16 protein-coding genes are annotated in these 13,224 nt (G+C 48.5%); 6 read left to right on the top strand and 10 right to left on the bottom strand.

From position 1 onward, the window contains the following. On the top strand, window positions 1–412 hold a 412-nt coding region (locus L0156_15600; GenBank protein MCI0604420.1), incomplete at its 5' end, for a hypothetical protein. A gap of 28 nt (window positions 413–440) precedes the next feature. On the opposite strand, the gene L0156_15595 is transcribed toward L0156_15600, so the two are convergent. The 3 genes from L0156_15595 to L0156_15585 are packed head-to-tail and all read right to left on the bottom strand — an operon-like array spanning window position 441 to window position 3,777. Continuing rightward, entirely contained in the window at window positions 441–2,456 is a 2,016-nt protein-coding gene (locus tag L0156_15595) for a CPBP family intramembrane metalloprotease (protein MCI0604419.1), read from the bottom strand. Further along, window positions 2,434–3,192, bottom strand: coding sequence for an ATP-binding cassette domain-containing protein (locus tag L0156_15590; GenBank protein ID MCI0604418.1), 759 nt, complete (start codon window positions 3,190–3,192; stop codon window positions 2,434–2,436). The genes L0156_15595 and L0156_15590 overlap by 23 nt, the downstream gene beginning before the upstream one ends. Window positions 3,193–3,201: 9 nt before the next feature. Next, entirely contained in the window at window positions 3,202–3,777 is a 576-nt protein-coding gene (locus L0156_15585; protein ID MCI0604417.1) for a hypothetical protein, read from the bottom strand. Window positions 3,778–4,022: 245 nt separating this feature from the next. Between L0156_15585 and L0156_15580 the strand changes: the two genes are divergently transcribed. Together L0156_15580 and L0156_15575 are read left to right on the top strand one after the other, a co-directional pair. After that, window positions 4,023–4,487 carry a DUF1772 domain-containing protein gene (locus L0156_15580; GenBank protein MCI0604416.1) on the top strand — a complete coding sequence of 155 codons (465 nt, stop codon included), beginning with the start codon at window positions 4,023–4,025 and terminating at the stop codon, window positions 4,485–4,487. 406 nt (window positions 4,488–4,893) lie between these two features. Then, window positions 4,894–5,256, top strand: a complete 363-nt coding sequence (locus L0156_15575) for a hypothetical protein (GenBank protein MCI0604415.1) — start codon at window positions 4,894–4,896, stop codon at window positions 5,254–5,256. 82 nt (window positions 5,257–5,338) lie between these two features. On the opposite strand, the gene L0156_15570 is transcribed toward L0156_15575, so the two are convergent. Then, window positions 5,339–5,869 (bottom strand): DUF488 domain-containing protein, encoded by a 531-nt coding sequence (locus L0156_15570; protein ID MCI0604414.1) that lies wholly within the window; start codon window positions 5,867–5,869, stop codon window positions 5,339–5,341. 109 nt (window positions 5,870–5,978) lie between these two features. Between L0156_15570 and L0156_15565 the strand changes: the two genes are divergently transcribed. The 3 genes from L0156_15565 to L0156_15555 all read left to right on the top strand — a co-directional run bounded on the left by L0156_15565 (window position 5,979) and on the right by L0156_15555 (window position 8,920). After that, window positions 5,979–6,692 carry a hypothetical protein gene (locus tag L0156_15565; protein MCI0604413.1) on the top strand — a complete coding sequence of 238 codons (714 nt, stop codon included), beginning with the start codon at window positions 5,979–5,981 and terminating at the stop codon, window positions 6,690–6,692. 82 nt (window positions 6,693–6,774) lie between these two features. Next, window positions 6,775–7,452, top strand: a complete 678-nt coding sequence (locus L0156_15560) for a response regulator transcription factor (protein ID MCI0604412.1) — start codon at window positions 6,775–6,777, stop codon at window positions 7,450–7,452. Continuing rightward, window positions 7,433–8,920 (top strand): ATP-binding protein, encoded by a 1,488-nt coding sequence (locus tag L0156_15555; protein MCI0604411.1) that lies wholly within the window; start codon window positions 7,433–7,435, stop codon window positions 8,918–8,920. The genes L0156_15560 and L0156_15555 overlap by 20 nt, the downstream gene beginning before the upstream one ends. Here the strand turns inward: L0156_15555 and L0156_15550 are convergent. The 6 genes from L0156_15550 to L0156_15525 all read right to left on the bottom strand — a co-directional run. Further along, window positions 8,847–9,731, bottom strand: coding sequence for a polyprenyl synthetase family protein (locus tag L0156_15550; GenBank protein ID MCI0604410.1), 885 nt, complete (start codon window positions 9,729–9,731; stop codon window positions 8,847–8,849). The two genes, L0156_15555 and L0156_15550, sit on opposite strands and share 74 nt — an antisense overlap. Further along, window positions 9,728–10,441 carry a 1-acyl-sn-glycerol-3-phosphate acyltransferase gene (locus L0156_15545; GenBank protein MCI0604409.1) on the bottom strand — a complete coding sequence of 238 codons (714 nt, stop codon included), beginning with the start codon at window positions 10,439–10,441 and terminating at the stop codon, window positions 9,728–9,730. The genes L0156_15550 and L0156_15545 overlap by 4 nt, the downstream gene beginning before the upstream one ends. A 30-nt stretch (window positions 10,442–10,471) precedes the next feature. Continuing rightward, window positions 10,472–11,158: an orotidine-5'-phosphate decarboxylase gene (gene pyrF / locus L0156_15540; GenBank protein ID MCI0604408.1), complete on the bottom strand. Its 687-nt coding sequence runs from the start codon at window positions 11,156–11,158 to the stop codon at window positions 10,472–10,474. Then, the gene (locus L0156_15535) at window positions 11,155–12,072 is read right to left on the bottom strand and encodes a dihydroorotate dehydrogenase (GenBank protein ID MCI0604407.1); all 918 of its coding nucleotides are present in this window, start codon (window positions 12,070–12,072) and stop codon (window positions 11,155–11,157) included. Before L0156_15535 ends, pyrF begins: the two co-directional genes overlap by 4 nt. Beyond that, window positions 12,069–12,869, bottom strand: coding sequence for a dihydroorotate dehydrogenase electron transfer subunit (locus tag L0156_15530; protein ID MCI0604406.1), 801 nt, complete (start codon window positions 12,867–12,869; stop codon window positions 12,069–12,071). The genes L0156_15535 and L0156_15530 overlap by 4 nt, the downstream gene beginning before the upstream one ends. Before the next feature lie 145 nt (window positions 12,870–13,014). Further along, window positions 13,015–13,224, bottom strand: a 210-nt coding sequence (locus tag L0156_15525) for a 2-amino-4-hydroxy-6-hydroxymethyldihydropteridine diphosphokinase (GenBank protein MCI0604405.1), incomplete at its 5' end; no start/stop codon positions are given.

Genomic DNA, 13,224 nt, shown 5'->3' with positions numbered 1-13,224 from the left:
GAATTGGAAGAATTTCGGACCATTACTGTATAGCGACCTCGCGCCCTGGGTCTTCAATATTCTTTTCTATGCCGCTCTGACTTTAATCATTGTTTGCACGATCGCACTCAATCACTCGCAGATGTTCGGTTTATTTCAAGGTTATGCAGCATGGAAAGGGCTTCCCTTACCGCAAGGAAAGCTGGAGATAACTGGAGCTTACGGGATTGTCCGGCATCCGATTACATCGTTGCTCATTGTGGCGCTCTGGTCTCATGAATCTCTCACCGCAAGCAGACTGTTGTTCAATTTGTTCTTCACCGCATATGCATTACTGGGAACCGTTTTTGAAGAAAGGAGTCTGGTCCAGGAAATGGGAAAGGACTATCTTGAGTACAGGAAAAAGGTCCCGGCGTTCATTCCGGGCTTGTAAACGAAGTAACGTGGACGTCTCGTCCGCGCTAGGCTTCCGCAGGCGAGACGCCCGCGCTACTTTGTTTACCTCCCTTGAGCCCTAAAAATATTCCAAGTCCGATCAACGTCAGACCGGGAAATAACCAGACAGAAGGTTGCAACTTTTCAATTCCCAGAAAATCGTACTGCGGATAAATGGCAAGAAAACTGACGAATCCATTGCTCAGGGCATGGAGCAGGATTCCGGTAAAAATGGAGCCGGAGATCCAGACCACGAAACAGGCCGCGAGGCCGATCAGAAAGACGCCGGGAAAACGGTGCAAACTCAAATGGAAAATACCAAAGAAGAGAGCGGTAATAAGCATTGCAACCCACGGTTTCTTCCGGCTGAGCAATCCGGAAAGAATCACTCCCCGAAACGTTGTTTCTTCACAAACAGCCGGCAGCAATGCAAGCAAAGCAAGGACCTGCCAGAAAGGACGAGAATATAACTTCCCCATCATTTGTTCCAGAAAATCCATCATCTCCTTCGGGAATGGGAAGAGACGATTTTGAACATAGAGAAGTGTTCCCATGCAGAGAGAAATCCCGGCAAACAAGAAAAGAGTGACCAGGAGGGAACGAACCGACGGAATTCGTAAACGGAATGTCTCTTTCAAATTCACTTTCAGATAAATCGCAAAGGCAACCGGAAGCGTTAAGAAAATCGCAATCTCGGTGATGATTAATCCGGAAATAAGGTCCCGCATTTGAAGGGGGATTCCCACATAAATCAATATTGCGAGAGAAATCATAGAAAAGAACAATGCTTCCGATGAATCGGGGATCCTCTTCGGGAGGATGTTGGATCGTTTGAAGGAAAGGCCAAAAGATGATGCATCTCCAAACAACACTTCTTCTCGTCCAAAAAGTTTGATAGCGCTAAAGATCGCAACAGAAGCAAGAAACGTGATCGAGAAGAAAACGATGAATATATGCTGCCAGCTGAGTATTCCCAGCATCAATTCTTTAAAGAGCAATACGACATTTGCGATCGGCATCGTCAACCAAAATCCCTCCAGCCGGATGCCGGGTATAGAGGAAATCATCGCAGGCAATGTTGCCACAAGGTAAAACGGAGTCACGAGATTTTGCGCCTCCTTAAAAGAGCGCGCAAAAGAAGCAATTGCCATCATGATGCCGCTAAAAAAGATTGCCAGCGGAATCATGCAAAGAAACATGATGAACATGTAGCTGATTGGAATTTTGATTTGGATCGCTTCGGTCAACCCGCTGAAAATTCCAAACGCAAAGGTTGCCATCATGCTTCCGAGATTCAAAAGCCCTGTAATCAAGGCGATCAGGCTGACGGTCAAAAATTTTCCCAGAACAATTTCGCTTTTTGTGGCCGGGCTTGTCAGGATCGTTTCCAGTGTTCCTCTCTCTTTTTCTCCCGCGGTCATATCGATGGACGGGTAAAGAGCGCCCACCAGAATCATGAAGACCATGAGCATCGGCAGGAACCGGCTGATTACAAAGCCACCCATGCGCCGCTTGGTCGCGACGTTCACTTCTTCAATCTGGACAGGTCTGACAAACTCATGGCTGAGGTCCTGCCTTTCAAGACGTTGAGCCAGCATCTCCTTCGCAAAATTTTCTACGATCAGCCGGACGCGATCCAGGTTCGTTGCTGCTTCATCGTTCGACCGGTCATACAAAAGCTTGATTTTTGCCGTTTTATCATTTTCGACCAAATCTAAAAAATCGGCCGGCGCTTGCAAAACAAAATCGATTTCCCCCGCCCTTACATCTTCCGATGGATTCCGGCTCCGTACGATTTCAATCCTTTGCTCCGCTTTGATCCGGCGCATCAGATTGGATTCTTCAGGAATATGGACAAGCGCAATCCTGACCGTCTTTTGCTCCATCTTGACCTGCTGGCTCGTGGCAAGCGAATTTACGAAAAGCATTAAACCCGGATAAAGCAATAACGGAATGATGATCATTGTGAAAAGCGTTCGACGATCCCGCAGAGTATCGAGAACTTCTTTCCTGAAAATGCTATTGATTTTGTTGAATCTCATGTTGTTCAACCAGGGAAAAGAAAACATCCACGAGAGTTTGTTTTCCTGTTTTGGATTTCAAACCGTCCAGCGTATCGAATTCCAGAATTGCGCCGTCATGAATAATCGCAACGCGGTCGCAAAGGATTTCGGCTTCCGTCATGTAGTGAGTGGAAAAGAGAATGCACTTTCCTTCCTGCTTTGCAGAACGGATGAAATCGAGGATCGTTTTGCTGCTGATAATGTCGAGTCCTGCCGTGGGTTCGTCCAGAATGATGACGGGAGGATCATGGAGTAGTGTTCGGGCAAGATTGACGCGTTGTTTCTGCCCGGTGGAGAGTTTGTCGCAATGGCTGTTCTGGAAGGATTTCATGTCGAAGAGTTCAAACAATTTCTCCGTTCTCGCGCGGATGGATTCTTCCGGCATCTCATGAAGTCTTCCAAAGAAGCGGAGCACTTCGCGCGGAGTTAAACGGCCGTAGAGACCAGTGCCACCGGTCAGGAACCCCAGTTTCTTTCGCACCTCCAATGAGTCTCGAGTAACATCAAAACCGGAAACCCGAGCTTGCCCTGCAGTGGGTGCAAGTACTGTGGCAAGAACACGCAAGGTCGTCGTTTTACCCGCGCCGTTCGGACCGAGCAATCCAACAATTTCGCCGTATTCACAGGAGAGCGAAAGATCGGTCACCGCGTGAACGACTCCCCTGGCTTTGTCCAGGTAGTCTTTACTCAGCTTTTCGACTTCAATCGCAGGCATGCCGGAGGACTAGTCCTGTCTACCTTCAATTGCCAGAAGCAGAATTCCTGCGGCAAGCGCAAGACGGCGGTCCAGGCGCCTCCCTGTATCTTTAGTAAGATCCATCGTTGCACGGTAAAGGAACGGATTGAATTGCTGCTGAAAAGTGCCCACTTCCTGGCCAGCCACCACAAAATGATATTTCTGCGGAATCAAATTCGTTAAGAAACGCCGCAAAATCGCTAACGCCGTGGAATCTTCCTCCACTTTTCCGATCAACAGACCATTGGGATCGTAGATTTCCCATTCGTCTCTGAGGATCGACTTCAATCCCTTTCGCTTGATTGAGCCGGCTTTCTCGCCGGAAGGTGTTTCTAGAACATCGAAGGTTGGTGATATGTCAATAATCTGTTGAGTTCGAATCGCAAGCACCTGATTAGTCTTTGCTTCGTCCGAATAGACGCGAATGTCTTCGCGGATCTTAAAGGCTTTTTGCTCGCTGAAGAGCAAGAGTCGCTGGTTGGTATCGTAAACGCGAAACGCGCCGCCGGCCAGTTTGAAAAATTGCTTTCGAAACTCAAAGATATGCTGATCAACAGGTAGCATAGTCATCCCCCTTCAAAGTTCGGAGTGATTGTAATTCCTGCGCAACGGGAATTCAAGAAGGGATGCTCACCGTGCAAATTGCGGCCAACCATTCAACATTACGAGGCATTTGCCCTTACCGCTCGTTTCCATCTATACTCCGAACGAGGCCAGAAAAATACCTTCTTTCGTAAGTCTACTTGGCGTTCGCCGGCATGGGTACATACATCAATGACAAGAGAACGGATTACTAGATTCTTTCTCTGGTGGCGGTTCTAGGTTTCTCGATCTGGGTTGGGGGAACGTTGTTTAACATGCTTGTGATCGTCCCTCTTTGGAGCGTATCTGCCGAATCTCTACAATCCTTTTTAAAAGAGACCGATTTTGAACGAACCATCTTTCACTTTTTCGGTCCGCCATGGATGGCGGTGCGCGTCGTTCCAATTTTCAGCGCACTGGCAGCAGCTTGGCCCTTCAGATTTCATCGGCTTCACTTACTGGTCAGCGCGCTTTGCATGACCTCCGGTATTATTTACACGATCGTCTACATTTACCCCATTAATGAAGTTCTATTTTTTCAGGCCGGGGGTTCTCACAGTCCAGAAGAAATAAAAGCTATGGCGGATCAGTGGGTATTCGCCGATCGCCTCCGCTTTAGTGTTCTGGTTATCGGATACATTTCGCTTTTGCGAGCCTTCAGTAAGCCCCTGCCCAAAGAGCCCACAGTGTAGCCATGCCGGCAAACAAGTAGATGCAGCGGACGGCGCCTCGGCCTCACTCAGTCATGCCGGCTGCTTGTCGGCTCACATTCCATGGTGGTAAAAGTTTGCGCAGCTTTGGAGTCATTTGGAAAAGTGAATGGCTTGCCGCAAATGAACCCGCAGAATTTTGAGCTTTTTTTTGATGTTTAGGATAGACCACAAGCGTGGCAAAGCTGCAACGGCTTTGCGTGAATTTTACGATTGTCAAACAAAGAGTGGCCGGCGGTAATCACCATGGTGGTCTTATTTCAGGAAATCGATTGATTCTGCGAAGCTCGCGGATGGTGAAACACCGCAGGCAAGTTTTTTTACCAACATTCAGCATACGGATTTGGATAGTTAACCGCCTCCAGAAAATTCGTGTAGAATCCATTCGATGAAGATTCTTTACGCGTTAGTTGCCGCCGCGATTCTAGCTCTTGGTATACTCCACATGGCAACGACCTTCCGGCTCTCCTCTAGCGCCATCAGCAAGGTCTGGTTCTTTGGTGCGGGTATTGCTCTCGCCCTCGCCGGAGTCTTGAACTTCCTGAATCGCCGATACGGCCTTGGGGCTTTCGGATTGCGCGCTGTATGCATCGGTACCAACCTGTTCATGCTCTGTTTCGCCGGTATCGCCGGACGCATCACAGGCGCAAGCCTGGCCGAGCAAATCGTAATGCTGGCTGTGCTGACTTCCGCTCTCGTCCTTTCGGCACTTCATTCTGCTAGCATCGGCCCTCGAATGCCTGAAGCATGAGCTAGAGTTTTGTAACACTCAAATTCCTGCTGTGGGCCGTGACACGTCGTTGTGTGATTCATGATGCAAAGTATGCGTTCAACTAAAATTCAAGCTTAGACTGATCCAGCGGATATGTTACTTTTTTCCCTTCCAGACGCGCAAAAGAGGAAAGGGTGTGCGATTTGACCTGATTTGCATTCACAATATGCAATACTTCCACACCCCGGGCCACTAATGCATCAGAAACAAGCATGCGGTGGCATTTCGCGTAGTATGCTTCGGCACACATCAAAGCGATTCTTTCTTTCCAACCGAAATCGATTACTTTCAACAATGCTTCTTCGAAGGCCGCTGTCTGCATATAATCCGCATAACCTCGAAAACCCGGATTCTTCCAGGCAAGATTGACACTCTCGGCGGACGGCTTTCTCAGCCCGCCGAGTTCCGGAATGTGAAGATATTCCATTCCTGCTTCCGTCACAGAATTTTGCAGCGTTGTTTTGTCAAATTGAGGATTCCACCGGGAACGTGGAATCGTACGGATATCGATCAACATGGAGATGGAATGGTGATGCAACATTCCAAGGAATTCTCTTTCGGATCGCGTGGAATGTCCGATCGTGTAAATCACAACCTAATCCTACACAACCGGAGCTTCCCTTTCAAAAATGTAATGATCCGTCAAGAGTTCTGTAATTGTCTCCGATTATCATCGGAAAGTACGAAAGGAGAAACGCAAGATGAAAATTCGACCCAAAAAATTCCTTTTCCTGTTTTTGTTGACTGTAACGACAGCAACCGCTCATTCTCCGGAGTTTACGAATCAGTTTTTTGAGGAGAGCTGTAAATTTACATCAACGGGACGGAATCCGTATTTCATTCTGTTGCCCGGACATCAGATTGTCCTGGAAGGAGACGATGAAGGAGAACTTGTGCGCGTCGTAGTAACGGTGCAGGATAAAATAAAAATCGTGAATGGTGTTGAGACAAGAGTTGTGAAGGAACGCGAAACGGTCGACGGCGAATTAGTGGAAATTTCCAGAAACTATTTCGCAATCTGCAAAAAGACAAACAGCGTCTTCTATTTTGGCGAAGATGTGGATATTTACGATAATGGAGAAGTTGTCAGCCATGACGGTTCCTGGCTGGCCGGTGTGAATGGAGCGCGGCCCGGTATCATCATGCCGGGTACGCTGCTCCTCGGAGCAAGATATTTTCAAGAAACCGCGCAAGGAGTGGCTCTGGATAGAGCAGAAATTACAAGATTGGATGCTGCCATTACGACTCCTTCTGGCCATTTCACCGATTTGCTGAAAACGAAAGAGACGTCTCCTCTCGAACCGGGTCACGTCTCGATTAAGTTTTATGCCCGTGGAATCGGCCTGATCAAAGATGGCACAGCGGAGTTGATCAGCTTTGATGCAAATGCGAGTACGGTAGATGCGGATAGGTAACGTGTTACGAACTGGCCCAGGGCAAACTTTCCGTAGCGAAATTGGGACCGGATGGTGTTTAATACCAGTACTGAAATCCGGCATGCGAGTTCTGGTAATTGAAGACGATGACACCATCGCATCCTTTATCACCAAAGGATTGGAACAATCCGGCATGGCCGTTGATAACGCGTCGAACGGTGAAGAGGGACTGCAACTGGCATTGAGTTTTCCTTATGATGCTGCAATTGTGGACATCATGTTGCCGAAGCTGGACGGCTTGACGTTGGTGCAAAGGATGCGGGAAAAGAAAATGAGCACGCCGGTGATCATCCTGAGCGCAAAGAGATCGGTGGACGACCGCGTCAGAGGATTGCAATCCGGAGGCGATGATTATCTGGTAAAACCTTTCGCCTTCTCAGAACTCCTGGCGCGGGTGCAGGCCTTGATCCGCCGTAGCGGCAACATTTCTCAGGAAACTTATCAGCTCACAGTGGACGATCTCAGCATGAATCTTCTCACTCGCGAAGTACTGAGAGGAGAGCAGGTCCTTGATTTGCAACCTCGTGAATTTGCGCTGCTGGAATACCTCATGAGGTCTGCCGGACGCGTCGTTTCCAAAACAATGATCCTGGAACACGTCTGGAATTACAGTTTCGATCCTCAGACCAATGTTGTCGATGTCCTTGTTTGCCGCCTTCGAAACAAGGTGGATAAAGATTTTCCGGTGAAGTTGATTCATACAATCAGAGGCGTTGGATATGTTCTTAAAAAACATTAACGAAGCCCGGAAGAAGATCAGTTTCCGCATTTGGTTCTGGTATTCCAGTCTCCTGGTTTTGAGCGGCTTCGCTCTATTTTTGCTGGTCCATTTTTTCCTCTCCTCTTCTCTGATCCAACAGGATCGAAACAGCGTTGAATCTGAACTCAACGCGCTTACAACCATGTATCAAAAGGAAGGATTGGATGCAGTTCGGGAAGAACTAGAAAAGCAGAATGAACTCTTTTTCATTCGCGTGGTGGGAGCAAATAAGAATATTTTGCTTTCAAGCGATCCAAATTCTTTTGAAGACTATGACCTGAATGAAATCGATAAAGCTGTCGCGTCAGCCAACGGCTGGATCACGATTCCGGAAGTCAGGCAACAAGATGAGCTGAAGATTCTTGAGCCAACCGAAGTACTGGACATAGCAACGGCGCGCATGCCTGATGGCGTTTTGTTGCAAGTGGGAAAGACCTCGGAACATAGACAAGATTTGCTTGCGCGTTTTCATTTCATCACAGTCCTTGTCATGGTCCCGTTGATTCTCGTGGTGGGAGCTGTTCTTGCGTTTCGAAGTCTTCAACCGCTACGGACGCTAATCAATACAGTCAAAGCGGTTCAGGCAGGAAAAATCGGGAGACGGGTTCCGATAGGCCGCACTCAGGATGAACTGAATGAACTCGCGATGCTTTTCAATGAAATGCTTTCCAAAATCGAAAACCTCATTGAAGGAATGAAAAATTCGCTGGACAACGTTGCACATGATTTGCGTACGCCAATTACAAGGCTTCGCGCAATTGCTGAAACGGCCGTGGAATCAGATGCCAGCAAAGAACGGTATCGCGAAGCTTTGCTGGATTGCATGGAAGAATCGGATCGCATCCTGGCAATGCTAAACACGTTGATGGACATTTCAGAAGCGGAAACCGGTTCCATGAAATTGAATATCGAAAATGTGAGTGTTTCAGAGTTGTTTGAGGATACCGTTGATCTGTACCAGTACGTCGCGGAGGATCAGGGTCTTCGAATCACAAAGCTGTGCCAGCCGGACCTTCATCTTACGGCCGACAGGCACAGACTCCGGCAAGTTCTCGCAAATCTGTTGGACAACGCAGTGAAGTACAACAAGCCGGGCGGAGAGATCCATTTGAAATCTTACCAGGATAAAGAAGGTGAGGTTGTCATCCTGGTTCAGGACACCGGAATTGGAATATCAGAAGAAGAACTCCCACGAATCTGGGACCGTCTCTATCGAAGCACTCAGAGCCGCAATAAAAAGGGGATCGGTTTAGGTTTGAGCCTTGTACGCGCGATCGTAGAAGCGCACGGTGGAGTCATTGCAGCACACAGTCATCCGGATAAAGGCAGTACTTTCGAGATACGGCTCAAGCAAGTGGCGATCCCCGGCAGTGTCAGCGCGACCGCTGCCGAACGAATTCTGCAAAGTGAAACAACAGTTCGCCTCTCGCTTTCAAGGGACGAATAGACTGCTCAGCGGTATCGATCAATTCGTTCGCAAGCTGCCGCGCGCCCTCTAAACCGCAAAAACTGATAAAAGTAGTTTTACCCGTATCCTTTCCCGTGTCTTTCCCAATCACAGAAGGATCGGAAGTAGCATCCAGAATATCGTCCGTTATCTGGAAAGCGAGACCAAGATTTTTTGCAAAATTTAGAACTGCGTGCCGTTCCACCTCTCGCGCTTTCGCAAAAGAAGTTCCCATTTCAGCACAGGCAATGAAAAGTGCTCCTGTTTTGTGACTGTGTATGAATTCCAAAGTTTCCAGATCGATTCGCAAATCCTTGGAGGCCAGATCCACAATCTGACCACCAATCAATCCTTCGGAGCTGATGGAGCGCGAAAGAATAGAAACAAATTGCGCCGATAAAGTTGGGCTGAATAAGGATTGCTTATAGTTTGCAAGAATCCCATACGCCCGGTTTAGAAGATAGAGCGCAGCGAGAATGGCCGTATCTTCTCCAAAAACGAGATGATTGGCCGCTTTGCCTCTCCGTAATGTAGCTCCATCCATGCTGGGCAGATCATCCAGTATTAAAGAACAGGTATGAACCAGCTCCAGAGTACATGCCGCATCCAGCAACTCTTCTTCATCTACCTTGAAAATGGAAGCCACTGCCATGGCAAAGACCGGCCGGATTCGCTTCGCGTCCGCGAACAATGAATAACGAACACTCTGATGCAGTTTTTTTGGTTCAACGTCTTCCCCGGGAATCAGCTCTTGCAAGCGGCCCTCGATCTGTTTTTGCTTTTCGCGCCAGTAAGTCTCAAAAAGACTCATGATGTTTTCACTTCAGAATCGCGCAAGCCTGCATCCAGCAAATGTTTCCGGACCGCCGTAGACAGATCTTCGATTTTTGCTTCCTGCGAGACATCAATCATGGGCATAATCTTGAGATAAATATCACCGGGCCTGGCCAGAATGCTTCCCGCAGGCATCAGCTCAAAAGTTCCCATAATCGCAACTGGAACGATGGGTACATTCAATTTTTTCGCGAGCGTGAAACTTCCGCGCTTGAATTTGCGCAGAAGTCCATCCCTTGTTCGTGTGCCTTCTACGAAAACAAACAACGAAACATTCCTGCGGATTCCTGAAGCTGCCTTCAGCAGACCGCGCTGGGCTTTCTTTGTATTCTTGCGGTCGATCGGTATGTTTCCCGCAAGATACAAATGCCATCCCAGGAAAGGGATCGTAAAGAGTATCTGCTTGGCCATGATACGAAATTGCGCCGGCAGATAGCCGAACATGGCAGGAATGTCGATTGTACTCTGGTGATTTCCCGCAAAAATCACAGCATGATCTTTGGGAATGTTTTCAGCGCCGATGACGTGAACACGAATGCCTACGCCCCAGAAAATGAACCGGGACCAGTACCGCGCAAAATGATGCGAGGTTCGCCCGGATCTGTCAAATAACGCAGCAATGCTGGAAAGCAACCCCAGTATGACTGTGGCTAAGCCGAAAAGCGGCAGAAACAATGCACATCTCATATCGTATAAAGTAGCATAGCTACTTTGCTACTAGCTGATTTCCTCAGCAATCTTTTCCGCAGCTTTTACAGGATCAGCCGCCGCAATGATCGGGCGTCCGATCACAAGATAATCAGCGCCCGCCTTTAGCGCTTCAGACGCGGAAGCGGTCCGCTTTTGGTCCCCTGCAAAATCGGATGCGCTTCGAATACCGGGAGTCACTAGAAGAAAAGGAGTGGAGTATTTCGCGCGTAAAGAGACAAGTTCCTGCGGAGAACACACGAGGCCATGCACGCCGGAAGAGTGAGCAAGATGGGCAAGCCGTTGCACGTGATCTGGGATCGAATGTTCGATTCCGAACTCCTCCAGCGAATCAAAGCTGGTCAAAACAGTAACCGCCAGCAAACGGCAGGATGCATTCGAAGATTCCAATTTCTCCATGCATTGTCTTAGCATCGCAGAACCACCGGAAGCGTGCACTGTTAATAGAGAAACACCAAGCTGACCGGCATTCGAAACAGCCTCGGCCACAATTGTCGGAATATCGTAAAACTTCAAGTCCAAAAAGACTTGACCATGTTCTAACACTTCTCTGACAAAATCCGGCCCCTCTCTGGTAAATAATTTCATTCCAATCTTGAAAAATGGAAACACGGTTGCGACCGATTCTGCCAGATGCAAGGCGCTTTCTGCATTATCCAGATCCAGAGCTACGATCACCTTGTCTCGATTTTTCATGAGGATTGCAACGCTCCGATCAAACTACTGATCCTATCAATCTTTCTCATGGAACAATAATCTCGCAACTCTCGAACGAGCCGAACAGAAACCGTCGGATCATAGAAGTTCGCAGTGCCGATTTGGACCGCCGACGCGCCAGCCATCATGAATTCAATCACATCAAAAAGATTCGCAATCCCACCCATTCCAATTACCGGAACTGGCAACGCGCGCGAAACCTGATGCACCATTCGCAGCGCCACCGGTTTGATCGCAGGTCCTGACAAACCGCCCGTTACATTTCCCAGGATCGGTTTCCCGTTCCAGTGATCGATCGCCAGAGACCAGAGCGTATTAATCAACGACAGCATGTCCGCACCCCCATCCACGGCTCGTTTGGCAATTTGTACAATGTCGGTTACATTCGGACTGAGCTTGGCAATCACGGGTCGGTCAGTCGCATCCTTTACAGCGCGAATCACCTGATAGGTCAACTCAGGATCGACTCCAAAATGCATTCCTCCCTTCTTCGTGTTAGGAGAGGAAATGTTTACCTCAATCGCGTTGATTCTCCGGACCCCCCGGAATCGCGCTGCCGTTGCAGCATACTCTTCCAATGTGTTCCCCATCACGTTGGCCACGATCGCGATATCGTAGCGCGAAAGATGAGGTAGTTTTTCATTCAGGTAAGCTTCGACGCCAATGTTTTCAATTCCAATCGCATTCAACATGCCGGAAGCAGTTTCAAAAATTCTGTGCGGTGGAGTGCCCATCCTCTTGTGCAGCGTTAAGCTCTTTGAAACGATCCCGCCCAATTGATTCAAATCCAGCAAATCAATCAGCTCCAGGCCATATCCAAAGCATCCACTCGCCGTCATGATCGGATTTTTTAGCGTCAGACTGCCAAGACGAACGGAAAGATCGGGATTCATATCATTACCACCGTTGAAGGGAAAATCGGACCGTCTTTGCAACACAGGTAATATGTGGTCTGGCCATCCGGAGTGACTCCAGGGATCGGACATCCGATACAGATTCCAACACCGCATCCCATGGTCTCTTCCATGGAAAGATAGGCTGGAACGCCATATCTTTCAGCGATACTTTTAACGACGCGCATCATAGGACCAGGGCCGCAGGCGTAAATCACGCTGTCGCTGGGGGATTCGTCCAGATCTTTTTCCAGAAGCTGCGTTACAAAACCATGATGGCCTGCCGATCCATTGTCCGTTGCAATTTTCAGTATGTGACTGAGCTGATTTAATTCCTCGATATAAATTAGTTCCTCAGCGCTCCTGGCTCCGTAGTAGGTGTTCGGGAAAATGCGATGCTGATTCAGCACTCGGTTAAAAAAAGGAAAGGGGGCTATCCCGATTCCGCCTCCCACCACCAGTGCCCGACTTCCCTCAACGACGGGAAACGAATTCCCGAGTGGTCCAAGACAAAGTAGATGCTGGCCCGGTAACGACTGCGAAATCAATCTGGTTCCCACGCCAATTGCTGTATACGCAAACTCCAACAACTCGCCGTCCCGCACGGCAGCGATGGAAAATGGTCTTCGCAAAAGAGACTCGCCGCTGTACTGCGGGCGAATCATGCAAAACTGTCCGGGTCGCGCTATCTTTGCGATTTGAGGGGCCTCAACTCTAATTCTGTAGTACTTTCCGCCGAGACAAATATTCTCCACAATCGGCGCCAGTAAATCGAATTTCTTGAACATAAAGGGCATAGTTTACCACGGTACTGCAGTGTGGTGCGGGCGACTCGCCCGCCTGTTACGATAGTGCACAGACTTTTGCTTTTGCGGACGAGTCGTCCGCACCACATTCCAAACACAACTTTCATTTTTCACAGCTTCAGTCGCCCTCACCACACTACAATTTCCGAACGATGGACACGTCTTTACAATCAAGCAGCAGTTTGGAAATCGTTTTCTTCAGCACAGGATGAACAAAATTCGGAGCAATTTCGTTCATCGGTTCGAGCACAAAACGGCGGTAAGGAACTTGCGGATGCGGAAGGATAAGGGATGGAGTCTCCAGAACAACATCATCATAAAAAAGAATATCAATGTCGATCACACG

It is taken from the genome of bacterium, from assembly GCA_022616075.1.
Classification (GTDB): domain Bacteria; phylum Acidobacteriota; class HRBIN11; order JAKEFK01; family JAKEFK01; genus JAKEFK01.
This window is presented reverse-complemented; position numbering and strand designations above follow the sequence as displayed.